11 protein-coding genes and 2 pseudogenes are annotated in these 17618 nt (G+C 69.0%); 5 read left to right on the top strand and 8 right to left on the bottom strand.

The window, feature by feature from the left end:
* Window positions 1-37 precede the first annotated feature (37 nt).
* The 5 genes from P2L57_RS37400 to P2L57_RS37380 form a co-directional block, all read right to left on the bottom strand.
* Complete coding sequence (locus P2L57_RS37400; protein WP_275822548.1) at window positions 38-1252, bottom strand: FAD-dependent oxidoreductase; 1215 nt, start codon at window positions 1250-1252, stop codon at window positions 38-40.
* 925 nt (window positions 1253-2177) lie between these two features.
* Window positions 2178-3878, bottom strand: coding sequence for an SWIM zinc finger family protein (locus P2L57_RS37395; RefSeq protein ID WP_275822547.1), 1701 nt, complete (start codon window positions 3876-3878; stop codon window positions 2178-2180).
* Between the two features lie 795 nt (window positions 3879-4673).
* Window positions 4674-5921, bottom strand: coding sequence for a serine hydrolase domain-containing protein (locus P2L57_RS37390; RefSeq protein ID WP_275822545.1), 1248 nt, complete (start codon window positions 5919-5921; stop codon window positions 4674-4676).
* A 245-nt stretch (window positions 5922-6166) separates the two neighbouring features.
* A complete protein-coding gene (locus P2L57_RS37385) occupies window positions 6167-7408 on the bottom strand; it encodes a serine hydrolase domain-containing protein (protein WP_275822543.1) in 1242 nt (413 codons plus the stop codon).
* Window positions 7409-7731: 323 nt separating this feature from the next.
* The gene (locus P2L57_RS37380; RefSeq protein WP_275822541.1) at window positions 7732-8394 is read right to left on the bottom strand and encodes a DUF4097 family beta strand repeat-containing protein; all 663 of its coding nucleotides are present in this window, start codon (window positions 8392-8394) and stop codon (window positions 7732-7734) included.
* Between the two features lie 262 nt (window positions 8395-8656).
* Here P2L57_RS37380 and P2L57_RS37375 point away from each other — a divergent pair, with 262 nt between their 5' ends.
* Window positions 8657-9412, top strand: a complete 756-nt coding sequence (locus tag P2L57_RS37375; RefSeq protein ID WP_275822554.1) for a GbsR/MarR family transcriptional regulator — start codon at window positions 8657-8659, stop codon at window positions 9410-9412.
* Window positions 9413-9675: 263 nt separating this feature from the next.
* Here the strand turns inward: P2L57_RS37375 and P2L57_RS37370 are convergent.
* A pseudogene (locus P2L57_RS37370) lies at window positions 9676-9800 on the bottom strand (IS5/IS1182 family transposase); the annotation flags it as partial.
* Window positions 9801-10226: 426 nt separating this feature from the next.
* On the opposite strand from P2L57_RS37370, the gene P2L57_RS37365 reads away from it, so the two are divergent.
* From P2L57_RS37365 to P2L57_RS37355, 3 genes are all read left to right on the top strand, one after another.
* Window positions 10227-10883, top strand: coding sequence for a hypothetical protein (locus P2L57_RS37365; RefSeq protein WP_275822539.1), 657 nt, complete (start codon window positions 10227-10229; stop codon window positions 10881-10883).
* Window positions 10884-11863: 980 nt separating this feature from the next.
* The gene (locus P2L57_RS37360) at window positions 11864-13270 is read left to right on the top strand and encodes a NucA/NucB deoxyribonuclease domain-containing protein (RefSeq protein WP_275822537.1); all 1407 of its coding nucleotides are present in this window, start codon (window positions 11864-11866) and stop codon (window positions 13268-13270) included.
* Window positions 13271-13346: 76 nt separating this feature from the next.
* Window positions 13347-13853, top strand: coding sequence for a hypothetical protein (locus tag P2L57_RS37355; protein ID WP_275822535.1), 507 nt, complete (start codon window positions 13347-13349; stop codon window positions 13851-13853).
* 167 nt (window positions 13854-14020) lie between these two features.
* On the opposite strand, the pseudogene P2L57_RS37350 reads toward P2L57_RS37355, so the two are convergent.
* Window positions 14021-14179, bottom strand: a pseudogene (locus tag P2L57_RS37350) (diadenosine tetraphosphate hydrolase); the annotation flags it as partial.
* A complete protein-coding gene (locus tag P2L57_RS37345) occupies window positions 14160-15287 on the bottom strand; it encodes a tyrosine-type recombinase/integrase (protein WP_275822533.1) in 1128 nt (375 codons plus the stop codon). The pseudogene P2L57_RS37350 and the gene P2L57_RS37345, both read right to left, overlap by 20 nt.
* A 1294-nt stretch (window positions 15288-16581) precedes the next feature.
* Here P2L57_RS37345 and P2L57_RS37340 point away from each other — a divergent pair.
* Window positions 16582-17607, top strand: coding sequence for an isocitrate/isopropylmalate dehydrogenase family protein (locus P2L57_RS37340; RefSeq protein ID WP_275822531.1), 1026 nt, complete (start codon window positions 16582-16584; stop codon window positions 17605-17607).
* Window positions 17608-17618: the final 11 nt, after the last annotated feature.

Below are 17618 nucleotides of genomic sequence, written 5' to 3'. Positions count from 1 at the left end.
GGTGCGGGGTGCGGGGCGCGGGGTGCGGGGCGCGGGGTCAGCCTTCGGGGACGGGCAGCGGGTTCTGGCCGACCAGATCGTGTCCTCGCTTGGCCGATTCGCGCACGGCGTCGAATCCGTAGCCGAGCATCTCGCTCTCGTAGGCGTGCAGGGCTTCGTGGAGCGGCCGCCCGCCCGCGGCCTCGGCGAGCCGGGCGGCCAGGACGCGTGCGTCGCGCAGGGCGGTGTTCGCGCCCACGCCGATGGCGGGGCTCATGACGTGGACGGCATCGCCGAGCAGGGTGACCGCGGTCGTCTCCCATGCGGCGACGGGCACACTGCTGCGCACCGAGACGGGGAAGATCGAGGCCGGGTCCTGACCGGACACGATCTGGCGCATCTGGGGGTGCCAGCCCTCCAGCAGCGACAGCGTCAGCGCCTGCAGTTCCTCGCCGTTCATGGCGAACAACTCGGCGTCGGTGCAGGGAAACTGCTCCTGGCGGGCACCGAAGACGCAGGTCACGTAGTCGCTCTCGGCCTGGAGCTCGATGTCGGGAGCCAGGCGGGCCGTCACCTTGTGCATCGGCTCGCGGTACTGCACCGGCGCGAGCCCGACGAACCGCCGGCCCGGGCCCACGACCGTGGTCCACAGCCCCAGCAGCTCGGGTGGGACCAGGGCGCGTGCTTCCTGGCCGACGAAGGGGATCTTGCCGTACAGCAGGCGCAGCCCGGCGTCCATGACCTGGGCCCGGGGCAGGTACTGCCGGCGCGTCGCCGAGTTGACGCCGTCGGCGCCCACCAGCACGTCGCCGACAGCGGTGCTGCCGTCCGCGAAGTGCGCGGTCACCGTGCCCGACAGGTCGGTGGTGTAGTGGGTGAACTGGGCGCCGAAGTGGACACTGTCGGCCAGGCCGGACAGCAGGATCTGCCGCAGCGTCATGCGGTTGACCGCAAGGTGGCCGCCCCCGGGCAGGCCGGGGTCGGCCGGGAGGTTCTGCGGGTGAACCACGTTGAGCTGGTGGTCGAGGGTGTCCATGCGCGGCCCGGGCATTCCCGCGGTGGCCACGAACACCTCGTACGCCTGCGGCGTCAGCACGGCCCTCAACCCGGCGATGCCGTCGGAGTTGATGCGGATGCGGTAGCCCTGGTTGCGGAAGGACGCCGAGGCGTCCTTCTCGTAGACGGCGACGCTGACCCCCGCTCGGCGGAGTCCCTGCGCGAGGGCCAGGCCACCCAGGCCGCCCCCGGCCACGATTACATGCAGATTCGACACAGCATGTCCCTTCTCGATGAATGAACGAAAAGGGACGCACTGGACATGCCGTCAAGGGCACCGTACGAGCGATCAAACCGCCATCCGGACTACCGACCGGACCGTGACTTCTGTACGTCCGCCAATAACGCTAGCAGCTCCCGTCGGCGGGCTTGCAAGCCCCGCGCAGCCGAACTCTCCATCGCTGGGCGGGACCTGCGCCGGCTGATCCGGCAGGTCGTTGATCTCCTGGACCCCGCCGCGGGGAGGCCGGGGCACCGCGAACCCCGCCGCGGCGCGCCGACGTCCCTACTCGTCCTCGGACGCGTCCGGGTCGCGTAGCGGCCGCATCCCGCCAGGCACTGCGCGAACCGTGTTGAACACGGTTCGCGCAGTCTTCCGCACGGCGGTCCGCGACCGCATGATCCCCGAAAACCCCTGCGTGGACGCGAAGTCGCCTCCGGTCCCCCGCAAGCGGTCATGCCCCTCTCCGTCGACCAGGTTCGCCAACTGGCAGCGAGGATCTCCCCTCGCTACCGGGGCCTCGTCCTGCTGGGCTACGCCACGAGCCTCCGTCCCGGGGAACCCTGGAGGCGCGCCTGAAGGGGTTTCCCGTCCACGGTCCCGAGGGCTGGCTCTTCACCGCTCCCGAGGGCGACCCGGTCGTCCACACCCACTTCATGGACGGCCCATGGCGCCCCGCCTGCAAGCAGGCAGGCTTACCGATGGGCACCGGCCCGCACGCCCTCCGGCACCACTTCGCCAGTCTGCTGATCAAGAACTCGCGGCAGCCCCATCGGAACCCGCCTGACACCGCCCCTGCCCGGCTACGGCATTGGCCATGGCACGGGCGGATACGAGCGCAAGGCTGCCTGGATCACGGTCGGGACTTGTCCCAGGAGGCGTGAACGGGCTGGTTGCGTAGGCCCCGAGACGCCGTCCCGGTTCACAGACCGCGCTCGTCCATCAAGCGCATCAGGTTCCGCTTGCGTTTCTGGGCAGTGCGCAGGGCGGTGACGTACCCCGTGAACTCGTCGGGTGTGCCCAGACGGCGGTGGCAGTCGCGGATGCCCAGCAGCAGGCTGACGAGCTGCTCGTAGACCGCGTTGCCAGTCTGTTCGGTGAGCGGCTGGGCAAGACGCAGGTAGACGCCGAGCGCGTCAGCGGGACGGCCAGCGCGGGCCTGGTCGGCGAGAGCGAGCCACTGCCGGTCGTGGGCACCGGTTTCGGTCGCGGCCAGCCAGGCGGCGTCGAGGTCCTTGTCGTCGAGCAGGGCGTCGACCAGGAGGGCACCGCCGTACCAGCCACCCCCGCCGTACTGGCCGTTCCCGCCGCGCCGGTTCCCTGCGGCGTCGGCGCGCAGCAGAGCCAGTGCGCCCTCGCGCTCGGCCGGCCAGCTCTCGGCGGCCCGCGCCGCGGCACGCAGCTGCTGGCACGCGAGCAGGGTGCGGCGGGCCCTGAAGTGGGCGCGACGCAGCGCGACGGCCTCGGGGAGCCGGGCAGCCTGCGCGTAGCGGTCGCAGAGGTAATCGAGCAGGGCCGTGTCGACGGCGGCGAGGTTCTGGGCCTCCCGGATGCCGCGTTCCGCCCAATCCAGGGCCTCGTCGCTGCGCCGCGCGGTGTCCAGCTCGCGGGCGATGACCAGGTGCGTGTGACCGTTCGGCGCGAGGTCGGCCGCGTGCACAGCGATCACGGCGTCGACATCCCCGCCCGCCTTGGCCAGGTGTTCCATCAGGTACTTCTCGGCCCAGCCGGTACGGTTGCGCCGCCACGCCTCGACCGCCAGCTCCCGCAGGACGGTCATCCCCCGTTCACCGAGGACATCCTCGTAGTCGAACGGATCGATCTCGGTGAGCTCGTCGAGGTCACCGAGCACATGGCCGACCAGCCAGCGCGCGAGCGCTCCGGGGTCCGGGCGCGCCGCACGGCACGCTTCGAGGTGGGCGTCGGCGAGGTCGGCACCGATCTGTCCCAGCCCTCCGTCGGAGTCGTCGACACTCTCCAGCGCCTCGGCCAGCAGCCGCATCGCCTCCCGCGCCAGGGTGATCGCGTCGGCGGCCCGGCCCGAGCCGGTCAGCGCCCTGATCGCGGACACCGCCTGCCCGGCCTGGTCGGCATAGGCGCGGGCATCGGCATACTCGACGTACCCGTACTGCGCGAACGGACCGAAGTCGAGCAGCTCACGGCTACGGGCCCGGACCCCGGCGAGGTCTCCCCGGGCGCTCGCGGCCCGCAGCTCCAGACGGCGGCGCAACTGCCGGTCCTCGGCAACCTGTTCCCGTAGCAGGGCCAGCAGTTCGTCCCTGGAGAGGTCGGACAGCCAGGTGTCGAAGTCCTGTGCGCGCTCCCGGGCCGCCTTCCGCTGTTTCGGCAGGCTCTCCGACCGGGCGAGCACGGTCAGGCCGAGGGCGACCAGGTGCTTGCAGAAGTTGCCCTCCAGACCGTACGGGCAGTCGCACTCGCCGGACAGCCCTCCGGGCTCGGGCAGCGTCAGCTCCACCACATACCGCTGCGTGCCGTAGACGGTCGCGGTCACCCAGCCGTCACCGACCTCGACCCCGGACACCGCGTCCAGGTATCCAAGCCCGCGCTCGAAGGAACGCACACCGGCCAACGCCCGCAGATCCGCCTCGGTCAGGCCACCCATAGTCTTTCCACCCTGCTCAGCCGTGCAGTTGATGCTCCGCCAGCCTAGGAGGCATCTCCCGCACCCAAGGCCCATACCGCGCAGATGACTTGGGCCAGCAGAGCACGGCGGCCGCTCCGTCCTCATCGCCTGGAATAGGACACCTCTCGACCCCGGGGCCGGGCATGGTCGTAGTCATGCAAAGCATGGAGGACATCGCCGCAGGCCATGACGAAGTGAACATCGACAGCACGCACGGTTCGCTGCGCCACCAACTCGAATGCTGGGGCACCAAAGTCGCACTCCCCCCGGCGGCGACGAGGCCTGCAGCCCCGCTCCCCCGATGCCCGCCGACGGACCCCTGTCAGCGGCGCGTCGACAGGGAGGAAACCAGGCACGAGGTGCACGACGGGTAGGCCGCGCACGGCACCGCGCCTGTGCACCACCTCACGGGACGAGCGGTTACAACTCCCCCGCACGAGCTCGCCCTCACCGTCGCCAGATCTGGACAGAATGAGCGGGCCGGACCGAACGTGACCAGAGATGGCAAATATGACGGGACATCAGCCAGCCCAGGACGGATCCAGCAACGGGAACACGAACGGGGCCGAACCCAACCAGGGCCGAACCCGCCTGACCTACAGGTTCGCTTGATCACCATGCCAGTGCCATGGCAGCGCCTAACCCTTTGAACCGGAACTTCCGGCGCACCGCTGTCACCTGCTAATGCAGGGCTTGCACCGCCCCTATCCAGCACGCATCCAGCCTGGTCGGGCCGACCCAGCGCATCACACCGCGGCGCCGTAGCCGCCGCGATCAGCGGTACCCGATGAGGTGACGGGTGATCACACGCCTCGCCCCAAGACATCTCGGCGGGGCAGCCACGCCGAGCTCAGCGAGCTTGGCGTGGCCCGGTTCGTGCTCCTCGGCCCGGTCTACTGAGCCGACCCGAGCCGCCTCGTGAGCCGGCTCGGCCTGCCCGCTGCCGAACACCTCTTTGACGAGCCTGTGCTGCGCCTTCTGGAACGCCTCGGCCGTGGCGGCGAAGTCGAGCTCGGCGTCACCGGTGGTCAGCGAGGCGGTCAGGGTCCTACTGCCGTCGGGCGTGCTGTACATCAGCGCCGCCCAGCCAAAGAAGCCTCCGTTGTGGTTGAAGATGGTGCCGCCGTCCGTCTCCTCCACGAACAGCCCCAGGCCGTAGCCGAGTTTGGGGTGCGGCGCGCGCATCTCGGCCAGCAGTGAGTCCGGCAGGAGCTTGCCGCTCATCAGCGCGGAGAAGAACGTGTGGAGATCCTCGGTGGTCGAGATCATGTCACCGGCGGCGGAGATCCAGGAGACGTTGAAGCGGGTGACGTCGACCACCTTCCACTGGTCGGCGTGCTCGTACCGGTAGTAGCCGTGGGCGTGCGGCTCGGGGATCTCCGGCGAGGCGCCCGGCACCACGGTGCCCGACAGTCCCAGCGGCCGCAGGATCAGCCGCTGCATCTCCTCGGCCAACGAGCGGCCGGTGATCTCCTCGATCAGCAACTTGGCCAGCACGTAGTCGGTGTTGGAGTAGCTCCAGTCCGTCCCCGGTTCAAACCGCGTCGGCTTGGACAACGCCAGCCGTACCAGCTCGTCCGGCTGGTAAGTGTGGAACTGGTTGTCCATGTACTCCTGGCCCTGCCAGGGGATCCCCGGCGCGACCGTCCCGTCGTCGTAGTACTCGCCGGTGTAGTTGAACAGCCCGCTGGTGTGCTGCAGCAGCATCCGCACCGTGATCCGCCGGTCCAGCCCGAACTGGGGTAGGTAGTCATCCGCCGGGCTGTCCAGTCCGATCTTGCCCTCGGCCACCAGTTGCAGCACCACGGTCGCGGTGAAGGTCTTGGTGGTGCTGCCTATCCGGAACCGCCCGTTGGTCGGCGGCTTGGCGCCCTCGCCCAGCTTGCGCACCCCGGCGCTGCCGACCCACTCGCCCCGCTCATCGTTCACGCGCAGTTGCACCCCGGCGAAACCGGAATCGACGATCTCCTCGATGGCCTTCTGCAGCTCCGGGCGATCCTGCCTGGTGAGGGTGAGGGACACGGCTGTGCTCCGTTGGATCTGTGGTGGTGGGATGCGATTGAGCGGACGGAGGGTGCGGTCCTGCTGGCCCGGCGGGTCGGGCCGCCCGAGGGGATCTCGCCCTCGGGCGACCCGGCCCTGGCGGACAGGGCCGTGGCCAAATCCTGTGGGGATGTCGACGGTTCGCGGCCAGGGGCCTGGCTGTCGGGTGTCGTGGGTCAAGGGCGGGCCCACGCGGGACGCTAGGTCGGTGTCAGTCGTCGATGTCAGTCATCGATCGCCTGATAGAGCGTGGTCCAGAAGTCGTGGATGAGCTGTGCCGGGGCCGGGAGGGACAGCCCGACCTGGGTGAGCAGGACGCCGACGAGCCCGCTGTGCGGGTCGGCGTAGGCGGTGGTGCCGGTACCGCCGTCCCAGCCGAACTGGCCGATCGGCGCGTAGTCGCCGCGGTAGGTGCGTACCGCCATGCCGTAGCCCCAGCCGCCGTGCTGTCCCTGGCCGAAGGAGATGTGGACGTTGTTGCGGGCCAGGTCGTTGCGGGCGGCCTGCTGCTCGGGGGTGAGGCAGTTGGTGGTCATCAGCTCCACGGCCGGCCGGGACAGGATGCGTTCGCCGTCATGCGTCCCGCGGTTCAGCAGCATCCGGAAGTAGGCGTGGTAGTCGTCGACGGTGGAGACAAGACCGCCGCCGCCTGACTGGAACGCCGGAGGCGCGCTGTACTGCCCGCCCACCGCCTCGTCCCACACGGTGAACTCCCCGGTCTGCGGGTTCGGGGTGTAGCAGGGCGGCAGTCGGTCGATCTTGCCGGCGGACACATGGAAACCGGTGTCCTTCATGCCCAGCGGGCCGAAGATCCGTTCGCGCAGGAACGACTCGAACGACTGCCCGGTGACCCGGGCGACGAGCACACCGAGCACATCGTTGCTGATCTGGTACTGCCAGTGCTCTCCGGGCTGGTGCATCAGCGGCAGCGTGCCCAGGCGGCGCATCCACTCGTCCGGCGCGGCCAGCGCTGTCGCGCTCTGGCTGAAGATGCCCCGCTCGAAGACCGCGTCCATGATCGGGGTGCCCAGCGCCGTCAGATCCATGCCGAGCCCGAAGGTGGAGGTCAGCAGGTCCCGTACGGTGATCGGCCGCCGCGCCGGCACGGTGTCGTCCAGCGGGCCGTCGACCCGCTTGAGCACTTGGCGGTCGGCGAGCTCGGGCAGCCAGGGCTCCACCAGGTCGTCGAGCCGCAGCCTGCACTCGTCCAGCAGGACCATCGCCGCCGCCATCGTGACCGGCTTGGACGTCGAGGCCATCCGGAAGATCGTGTCCCGGCGCATCGGCGCGCCACCGTCATGGCGCATCGCCCCGACCGCTTCGACGTGCGTCTCACCGCCCCGGCTGACCAGGGCGACGAGTCCAGGAATCTTCCCGGACTCCACATGCCGTGCCAGCACGTCGCGGATTCTGCGCAGCCCTGCTTCGGAGAAGCCGCTGTGCTGGTCGGTGAGGTAGAGGGACATGGCTGTGTGCTCCTTGTGGGTTGCGTGGGTGGGTGGTTGGTTGGTTGGCCCGGTGAGGTGTGGCTGCCGCCGGGCGCGTCCTGGGCGGTGGCTGCGCGCATCCAGGGCGGTGGCCGTGCTGCGTTCGCCGTGCGGGACGCCTCCCCGGCGGCGTCCATGGCGTTCGCGAGTTCGGCCCGGTGGGCCCGTGGTGGTCAGGTCCGGTTGCACCTGCCCGTGATCTTGGGGGCACTTCAGACGGTCTTGTCGCCGTAGGACGTGCGCAGCCCGTTCGCCCCGATGGCCGGGTTGGTGTTGAGGGGTGCCCCTTTGGAGGGAGCGGGTCACAGGCTGCGGGCGGTGATGTCGCCGTGGGAGGTGGTGGCGCGGATGTCGAGATCGGCGGTGCCATCGTTCTTGAGGGCGTTGTTGATGCGGCCATAGGCGGTGCCGGCGTCCAGGGAGGCGGAGACTCCGCGGGCGGCGCCGATCGTGATGTCGCCGGACTGGGTGCTGAGCACGACCGTGCCGCCCATGGCCTCGGCGATCCGGATGTCGCCCCTTGCGGTGCTGATCTTCGCGGCTCCGCCGAGGCGGCCGACCTCTACGTCGCCGTCGACCGCGGTGAGACGGACGCTCGCAGCCTCGTCCAGCTTGATCTGGCGGTACGCGCCTTCGAAAGCGACGTCGCCGAGGCGGCCGAGGGTCCGGAGTTCGGCGCTGGCCGCCTTGGCCTCGACCCGGGAACCGGCGGGCAGCTTGACCGTCACCTCGATGGATCCGGAGGGGCCGAAGTACTGGTCCTTCGCCGAAGATTCGATCCGCAGGACGCCGTCGGCGTATTCGACCGTGGTCTGCTCCGCTGCCTTCACGTCGCGGCCCTTCGAGGCGTTCGCAGGCAGGACCTCGACCGCGGTGTCGGCCCGGTCCGCGGCGATGAACTGGACGCGTCCCGCCGGGATGTCCAGGACGGCGGAGATCGGGGCGGGGGTGTCGAACTTCTGCATCGTGCTCTCCCTAACGCTTACGGCTCACTGTTTCAGAACACTGAAAACGCTACGTTGCTTTCCAAATTTACGCAACGCGATCTTTGCCTATGGGCAGCATCTATGCAGGTCATGGCGCGGAAATCATTGCAACGCCCTCTCGCTTAACGCAACGATTGAACAGTCGGCCGTTGCAATACATTGAAGATGAACGCTACGGTGGGGGCGTCAAGGAACACCGAACAGCACCATGGAGCACCCGTGGGGCATGAAGGGGGTCGTGATGCCGGGAGGCAGGCTCACCCAGCAGGAGCGCCAGCAGATCGCGGTGGGGCTGGCCGACGGCCTGGCCTACGCCGAGATCGCCCGCCGTCTCGACCGTCCGACCTCCACGATCACGCGTGAGGTGACGCGCAACGGCGGCCCCACCGGCTACCGCGCCGACCTGGCCCACCGCGCCACCCAGCAGCGCACCCACCGGCGCAAGCAGGCCGCGCCCCAGGGGACACAGGCGCTCCAACAACCCTACGGACGCGACGCCGAGGCCGTACGCGACTACCAGGAGACCCTCACCACCGTCTTCATGACCTCGGGCCTGCCCAAGATGATGGCCCGGGTACTGGGCTGCCTCTACACCACCGACAGCGGCAGCCTCACGGCCTCCGAACTCGCCCAGCGCCTCCAGGTCAGCCCGGCGTCCATCTCCAAAGCGATCACGTTCCTCGAAAGCCTGGACCTCGTCCGCCGAGAACGCGACGAACGCCGCCGCGAGCGCTACATCGTCGACGACGACCTCTGGTACCAGTCGACGATCCGCAGCGCCCGGGCCAACGACCAGTTCATCGAGACCGCACGGCAGGGCGTCGGCATCCTCGGCCGCGGCACCCCGGCCGCCACCCGCCTGGAGAATGCCGCCCGCTTCCTCGACTTCGTCAGCGAAGGACTCATCCACGCCGCGCAGCAGGGTCGCGAGGTCCTCTACACCAGAACCGAAACAACCCCAGACGCCACCGCCACACCACCTTCAGATCGCGCATAGACAACCGCCTCGACGGTCCAGCCAGTGGGGCCCGCGCCGGATCCTTCATCCTGAGCCGACCCCTCGCGCGTTAGCCAGGCGGCCTCGCTCATGCAGGGGTCGGTGAGGCCGGCAAGTCCTTCATCGCAGCTCCGTGACTGATCGGGCGGCAACATCCGCCGGGGTACGGAGCGGGGCACGGCCAGGGCCGGCCCCAAGCCGAGCCGGGCGTCCATGTACAGACGGAAGGTGCCGTAGGGGCCAGTACAGAAAGCGCCGAGGCATGTCCTTACAAGGTGCATCAGGCGCAGCGCGACATGCTCAACCACCTCATGCGGAACATCGAGCATGGCTCGATACGGGACCAACAGGGCTCCTGTGTCCGGGCGTTGATGAGTGAGATCACCAACCGAACGACCAGGAGCCCTGCCGCGTCGCGAACCCCCACCAGCCCTTCGTCATCAGCCTGCGGCTGCGTTCCCTGTGCCCTTGGCGGTGCTTGCTGTCAGCCGGCTACATCTGCCCACTCCCCTACAGTCCTACGTATTCGCGGGCTCGGGCTTGCTGATCGTTACAGGGCTCTTCGGACGGAGGACAGCACAACGTGGAATCCCGTTGCTGGGTCTGCTCAAGTGAGGACTGGGTGGCAATGCTCCGGTGTCGATTGTCGTGACGTGTATGGCGTTACGCCACGGGGCTGTAACAGGCGCTGACTTGGGTTGTTGTACGTGCCACAGTCTTTGCAGCCGCCGGTGGTTGGATCCGTCCGGGGGCGGGATCAGACTCATCGCCACCGGATGCGGGGCGACACCGTCGAAAGCGAGAGAGGGACACCATGCGTACCAGGACTGCTCGTTGGGGCCTGTCGACTGCCATGCTCGTCGCCGCGGGGCTGGCGCTGACCGCGTGCGGACCCAACGACGCGACCTCCGCCGCCGGATCCTCCACCAGTTCGTCCGCCCCCACGAGTTCCGCACAGCCCGGCACCCAACCCACTGACAGGGGCAGCCAAGGCTCCGCCCACGCCAAGCCGTCGGGCACCCCCAAGAAGCCTGGGGTGAGCTGCACCAACCAGATCAACTACGCGGGGGACCGGAGGTCCAACGCCGAAATCAACACCATCGGCGAGCAGACCGGCTACTGCCCGCCGGTGTCCGCCTCCGGCGGGAGCGGCGTCGCCAACGCGGGTGACCACCACACGATCGTCGGCACGCTGGAGTACCTCGCGCCCGGCAAGCTGATCGTCAAGCCCCAGGGCGGCGGCATGGACCAGGCATTCTTGGTCTCCAACGCCACGCGGATCCTCGGCGCGGCCGCGATCTGCTCCGACACCGACGGCCGCGTGACCATCGGCCACGACGGCTACGGCACCTCGAAGTGCACCGTGGACCAGCTGGAGAAGGCCGCGAAGACCGACAGCGTGACTGTCCGCGTCACCATGAACTCCCAGTCCGGCGGTGCCGAGACGGTCGAGGAGAAGTACCACCCGTAAGCCCCCGGCACCCCGCGCCATGCGCGCCCCGTGGACCTCTCCCCGGCCTACCGGGAGCCGGGAGAGTTGTCCCGGGTGAGCGAAGCTCAGCGCGCAGCGCCGCCGTAGGCGCTCTTGGCAACTCGGCGCGGGCCGCATACTCCATGAGCGGGCGGCCGGGAGATAGCCCTGCGGCCCCACAGGTTCCCCCGCCGGATACGGGAGGAGCTGTCCCGAGGAGCTGACCGCCGAGGTGTAGCAGCTGAAGCCGTGCAAGGGCAGCGCCACCCCGCACGCCCCGCACCAGGCCCGCCAACCACCGATTCCGCAGCCGGACCCGTCCCATTCCGCAGACACCCCGTCAGCCCCACCCAGCACCGATCCAGCAACCGTACCGATAACCAGGGACGACGATAGCTGACGACCCGTCACCCAATCCAGCACGGATCCAGCAACGGGCACACGAACAGGGCCGACCCCCAAAGGGACCGACCCCGCCTGACCAGCACGTTTGCTAAATCACCGCATCAACGCTACAGCGCCGCCTAAACGTTGAACCGGAACATCGGCGACTCCGCTACGACCTGCGTCGATCGGCCATTTCGGAACACGATCCAGCATGGATCCATCAGCCGTAGTGCACTCGTCGCCCGCGCATCCCGTTCGGCGTGCCCGGCCGCGCAGCCGTGCTGTCCGGTCTGCCGCTGCCCGGCATGCGCACCGTGCGGTCCCCGAAGTCCGCCAATAGGCCGAGCCGCCGACCCAGGGCTCAACCCGGCAGCCAAGCACATCCACGGCCGCCACCGTACCCCTCTCGATCTGGGAGACGCGGGCAATACTCACCTATATGCGCCCGGCGACTGCCTGCCTACCGGAGTCCCCGGCAGACGCCCGCAGCTTTTCGGACGAATCTCCCAAAGCTGTTGAGCTGCTCCATCGGCGGATGAAGACTGCTGGCGGTTCCCAACGCTTGGGAACTGGCGTCACAACAGGGGGTTTGTATGACGCATGCACAGCAGCGATTAACGGGCTGTCGCGGCGGGCTGAAGCGATGGACGCGCCGCCTCGTCGGCGCCACCGGGGTGCTGACTCTGACCATTCCGTTGGCTCTCGGCGGTGCGACGTCCGCCGGCGCGGCCACCGGTCGCCACCACACCAAAGTCGTCTTCACCGTGACCGCGCCCTCCGGCAAGCAGAGCAGGACCGGAAACCAGACGCTCGGTCAGATCCTGGACAGCACGGCGAAAAGCCCCGAGTTCAATGCCCATGGCCATGCGGCCAAGGACCGGGCCGCCAGGGACACCTTGGCCGCCCACCAGGCCGCGCGAAAGGCGCACGCCGGCTCCGTCGCCCTCACCAAGCAGGCGGCCCAGACCGCCAGACCCGACGCGGCCGGCGACCAGGACAACATGACCGTCAGCGAGTGCCGACAGCACGATCAGGCGTCCTCCGGCAACGGCTGGGGGAAGTCCCGCTTCGTCTCCTGCCAGGCACACGGCCTGCACTTCCTCCAGGAGGACTGCTTCCTGTGGTGGTGCACGGTCAAGGGCGCGGCCGACGCCGACGTCACCGACATCCAGTACACACAGAACAGCGGGCGCTCCATCGATGTCCTGCAGGTCTTCGACAACTGGTGGACCTGGGGCGACACCGCGGACATGGTGCTGACCGCCAACATCACCTGCACTGCCAAGAACAACTCCGGTGCCTGCCAGTCCGAGTCCTTCGACGGCCCATACACCGAGCCGGTAGCCGCCTGGGCCGCCGAGGGCACCGCGTACCGCTTCTACGACTACACCAGCCCCGAATCCTCCGGCTGGGGGCCCGACAAGCTCAGCTACGCCGCCCTCAACTGGCATTTCAACGTCCCCGACGCCGAGCAGGCCAACGCCGACGGACCGGACAGCCTGTTCCGCTGCGACTCCGCGAGCTACATCATCGGCACTGCGGCGGGCACCGGCTGCGTCTTCCCATGGGTCACCGAGACCATGATGTTCTCCGTCGCCCAGTCCGGCGGCGCGGCCGACCACATCCTCAACGCGCTCTATCACCCGGACCAGACGATGCCGCCGAAGGCCGGAAAGGTCATCCCGGGCCGGCCGGGCACCAGCCCATTGCACCGCACCCAGGATCCGGCACTGGTCCAGGCACACCGGGACGTCGCCATCCCCACCTGCCAGTTCTACTGGCCCAACTACACCCAGGACGGATTGGAGTGCGACGAGTACCCCTTCGCCAGCACCCTGGAGGGCGCCACACTCGATGACAACTTCTCCGTCGAACCGATCAGCAAGAGCGACAACGCCTCCGGCGGCGGCGTAATGAACGGCTTCTACACCTACCGGCGCATCATTGCGGACGACACCGACAAGGTGAACGATCCGTTCTGGGTCGACGTCACCAACTAGTCAGCCAACGAGAGCACGAACTACGGGTGGTGCCGCGGACGCCGCGGCACCACCCGTAGTTCTCAGAGAGGGCACCATGTCTCCCGGGCATCCGCAGCTGCTGTCCACCGCCGACGGGGAAGTCCTGGTGGAACGCAACATGTTCCGCCTCGACGACACCGCCTCCATCCTGGCCACAGGTCCCGAGGACGAACCACCCATTCCCCGAGACGAGTTGGTCACCAGCGCCTGCGCCTCGGCGATCTTCGCAAGCGGTCTCGGGGACCACTACCCCTACGTCGTGCTGGAGTCCTGGTCGGCCGAACCGCCCGCGCCCGACGGGACGTGGGAGCGCAGCGAACGCGTACCCCTAGAAGTCGACGGCGGCCGCATCGCGCTGTCCTCGGGCGTCTCCCGCTTCGCCGCCCAGCACCGCCTGCCCCTCACGCCCGGCGACTACGTCCTGGAGGCGTGGTGCCGCGGCAGCGACAACGCCCGCGCCAAGCGCGCCGAAGGCGTCACCACACCGCACGGCGAAGAACACTGGCTGCTGCGGCTATGGCCCGAGGAACCTAGCCCTGACCTTGCCGGAAACGTCTCCTGATCTCAAACCACGCTCGCCATCGCAACGATCCGGCGCAGGCGCTTGTCGGCAGGTCCGTGACCGTCCACTGACCGTCACTGATCACCGGGCCCGCCTACCTGACGGTCGCAAGGCCCACGCCGTCAGGACATCGAGCGCAGCCGGTCCAGTTCGCTGCCCATCGCACCTCACAGCACATCGTGCTGCGGACCGAGCCCGGACCGCTCGTCACTCCACCGGTCACGCGGATACAGCCACACCAGCGCACCCACCAGCTCGGCAGGCTCCCACTCGAAACGCGGCCACACGTGGGCATGCAAGAACGGATCAGTGTTCCCCAAAATCTCCGTCCAGCGCCCGGGCGGACCGGTGGGCGACCGCGGGCCGCTCCGCCGCGGGGCGGTCGGCGGGCGCCGGGCCCAGGGTCTGCTGCAGGGTCTGCCGGCAGCGCTCCCACGCGGCGGGCACGAGGTGCCCGTAGCTGTCGACGGTCGTCTTGATCGACGTGTGTCCGAGCCACCGGGAGACCTCGTGCAGGGGGACGCCGTGCGCCAGGGCAGTGGAGGCGAAGAAGTGGAGCAGGGTGCGCGGCGTGTACTTGGGGGCCCGGTCCCGGCCGAGGAGGCCGGCCGCCCACACCGCCCGCCGGAAGTGGGGGCCGTAGGTGGTCGCCGTCGGCATGGTGCCCGCCGCTGCCCCGCGCCGGGCGCAGATCACGTCCCGGTCCCCCACCGGCGTAACACCCCAGCGCCGCAGGTGCACGTCGATCTCCTCCTCCAGGAAGGCGGGCAGGGGAACGTCACGGTAGGCGCCGGGGATGCGGTGTTTGAGGGGACCGAAGCGGTCCCGGCAGTCGGCCCGGTGCGCCGTCCAACTCACCTGTTCCCGCACCCGGATGGCGCCAGCACGGCGGCATTGGGTCGCGAAGGCGAGGGCCTCGCTGACCCGCAGGCCCGCGCCGGCCTGCAAGTACACCGACAGGCGGTAGTACGGCCCGATGTGCCAGGCGATGAGGTCGACCTCCTCACGGCTCGGGATCGCGTCCTCGTCGACCGCGCCGGTGCCGACCCGCGGGAGCTTGGTGCCGTCCACCGGGCTGTAGGCGATGCGCCGTTCCTCCACCGCGGTCTTGAACAGATTTCTGACCAGCGTCACGCGGTCATGCACCGTGCTCGCGGCCAGCCGCGTGCCGAGGGCGACGACGAACCTTTCGATGTCCGCCCGCTCCACGCCGGCGAGCGTCTTGTGACCCAGCTGCGGAAGGAGGTGGATACGCAGAAAGCTCTCGTAGTTGCGGTAGGTGCTTCCCCCGACGAGCTGGCGCTCCAGCCAATCCTCGGCGTATGCGCGGACGGTGACGGCACCGCGCTTGGGCTCCACGAAGAGTCCCTGGTGCTTGTGGTGCTCGGCCTGGGTGGCGAACTGGCGGGCCTGGCTCTTCTTCGGGAAGCTCACCTCGCGCTGACGGCCCGTATGCCCTCCGGGCTCCCGGTACCGGACCGTCCACGGGTGTCCACAACGCGGCTTCGCACACGGATAGTACTTGCTGCGCTTGTCGGTCCTGCAACGCTGAAATACAGAGGCCATGGGCCTGTATCCGCAATGCCTGGACTGGACTGAACACAGTCGCGCGGGAGGGCCACCCTCCTGCAGAGGTGCGCGAACGGAATGATCAGCCGATCTGCGTCTCTCGTACGACGGACAGTGCCGCGGCTTCGCCGCCGACCCTTCACCGCGGGCGGGTGTCATCATGTGGATCGCGACGCCGAGCCGCGTCACGTTTCCCGCCGGCCACAAGGGCACCTGATGGGCGGCGCGGACGGCGAATCGGTAAGTGGCTAGTGCGGCGCCAGCGGTGTCGTGGGGGTCGGTGCCGCCCGGGGACAGTGTCCAGGAGATGTAGTCCGGAATATCGGGCAGCCGAGCGTCGGGGCGATTCGGGCGGCGCCGCGGCTCGGCTCGACGGCGAAGGTCCGTCCGCTTCCGTGCCGCTGGTGACCCAACCACCTTGTATGTCCGGGCAGATGAAGCAGACCTCTGGACACGAGAAGGGTCCCAGAGCTGAAAGTGCGACCGCCAATAAACCGGACGGCAAACTCAGCGGCGAGACGCCTCAAACGGCAGCACTACCGAGGTGTGCCTACAAGTAGCGCGTGCTCCACGGGCATCGAACCAATGAACCCGTTCATGCCATCGCGCGTAGCCGATGCGGATGTCCGCGCTCGGCACATCCGGGCCGACGGCGGCCGGGGCGGGGTACCGGTCCGCCATAGGCGCCCGGGCCCGATGTCCGACATCAGCAGCGGCCGAAAGACCTGCTGCCCCGCGGTGCCCGCGGTTTTCCACAGGGTCTGCAGGGCCACCGCCAGCAGGAGCGGCCACACCATCTGCGCTGCCGACAGCGGGATTCCCTGGTGCGTCACCCAGTTCGGACGGTCCGTCCGGTAGGCGACAGCGCTCTCCCAAAGCGCCCAGAGGGCCACCTGCAGCGCACCCGCCGCACCTTCCATCCGCCCATGGCCACCCCGGCTCCCCGTACCCACCCAGCCGTGATCCGCGAGCGCTGCGGCACGGGAACGCCCCCAAGTAACGCGGAAAGCCAGAGGGAGTCCGAGCCCCGTGGTGAATGAAGCGTGACAGAACCGGAGAGTCAGCGAACGGGAGGCACCTAGCCTGGCCGTACGCCGGACCGACATCCTCCAGTGGTTGGCGAATGCTCCCCTTTTCCGACCCCAGGAAAGGTGACCCGTTGGATTCCATCACCGTCATCCCCGGCGACGGCATCGGTCCCGAGGTCGTCGAATGCGCGCTTCAGGTGCTGGACGTGCTCGGCATCGGTCTGTCGGCCGACGTTCTCGACCATGTGTGCGCGGACCGGTACCGCCGCGACGGCCTGGCGCTGAACGAGGCGGACCTGGCGCGCGTGTCCGCGAGTTCCGCTGTCCTGCTGGGGGCCATCGGACGGCCTGACCTGGAGGAGACCGACTACGTACGCGGTGTTCTGCTGTCCCTGCGGCACAGCTTCGACCTGTACGCCAACTGCCGACCCGTCCGGCTGTGGCACGACCGGCTCAGCCCGCTGCGGGACCCGGCCAGCCGCATGCTCGACTGCGTGATCGTCCGCGAGAACACCGAGGGGCTCTACAGCGGCATCGGCGGGAACCTCCGTACCTCCTCACCGCAGGAAGTGGCCATCGACGCCGACATCAACACCTGGCACGGCGTCTCCAGGATCCTGGACTACGCGTTCTTCACGGCCCGGCGCGAGGTGTGTCTTGTGGACAAGGCGAACGCGGTGCGGGCCGGCGGCCGCCTGTGGCAGGAGTGCTGGCGACGGAGCGCGGAGCGTCATCCCGAGACGGCCACCAGGCATCTCTACATCGACGCCGCCGCAATGAAGCTCGTCACCGAACCGGGCCGCTTTGATGTCATCGTGGCGAGCAACTCGTACGGCGACATCCTGAGTGACCTTGCGGCCGCGCTGGCTGGCGGGATCGGTCTGGCGCCGTCGGCGAGTCTCAACCCCGAGAGCGGCTTCGGGCTGTTCGAGCCGGTGCACGGCTCGGCCCCGGACATCGCGGGGCAGGGCATCGCGAATCCCTTCGCGTGTCTGCTCACCGCCGGGCTGATGATCCGCCATCTGGGATACAAGACCGAGGCGGCCGCGATCGACGCGGCGGTCGCCGGGTCGATCGCGGCCGGGCGGGTCACCCCGGACCTGGGAGGCTCACTGAGCACTCGGGAGGTGACGCGCGCGGTGCTCGCCGCGCTGTGAGCGGCACGGAG

The sequence above is a fragment of the Streptantibioticus ferralitis genome (assembly GCF_029223525.1).
Classification (GTDB): Bacteria; Actinomycetota; Actinomycetes; order Streptomycetales; family Streptomycetaceae; genus Streptantibioticus_A; species Streptantibioticus_A ferralitis.
Note: the sequence above shows the minus strand (reverse complement) of the source record. Positions and strands in the feature narration are given on the sequence as shown.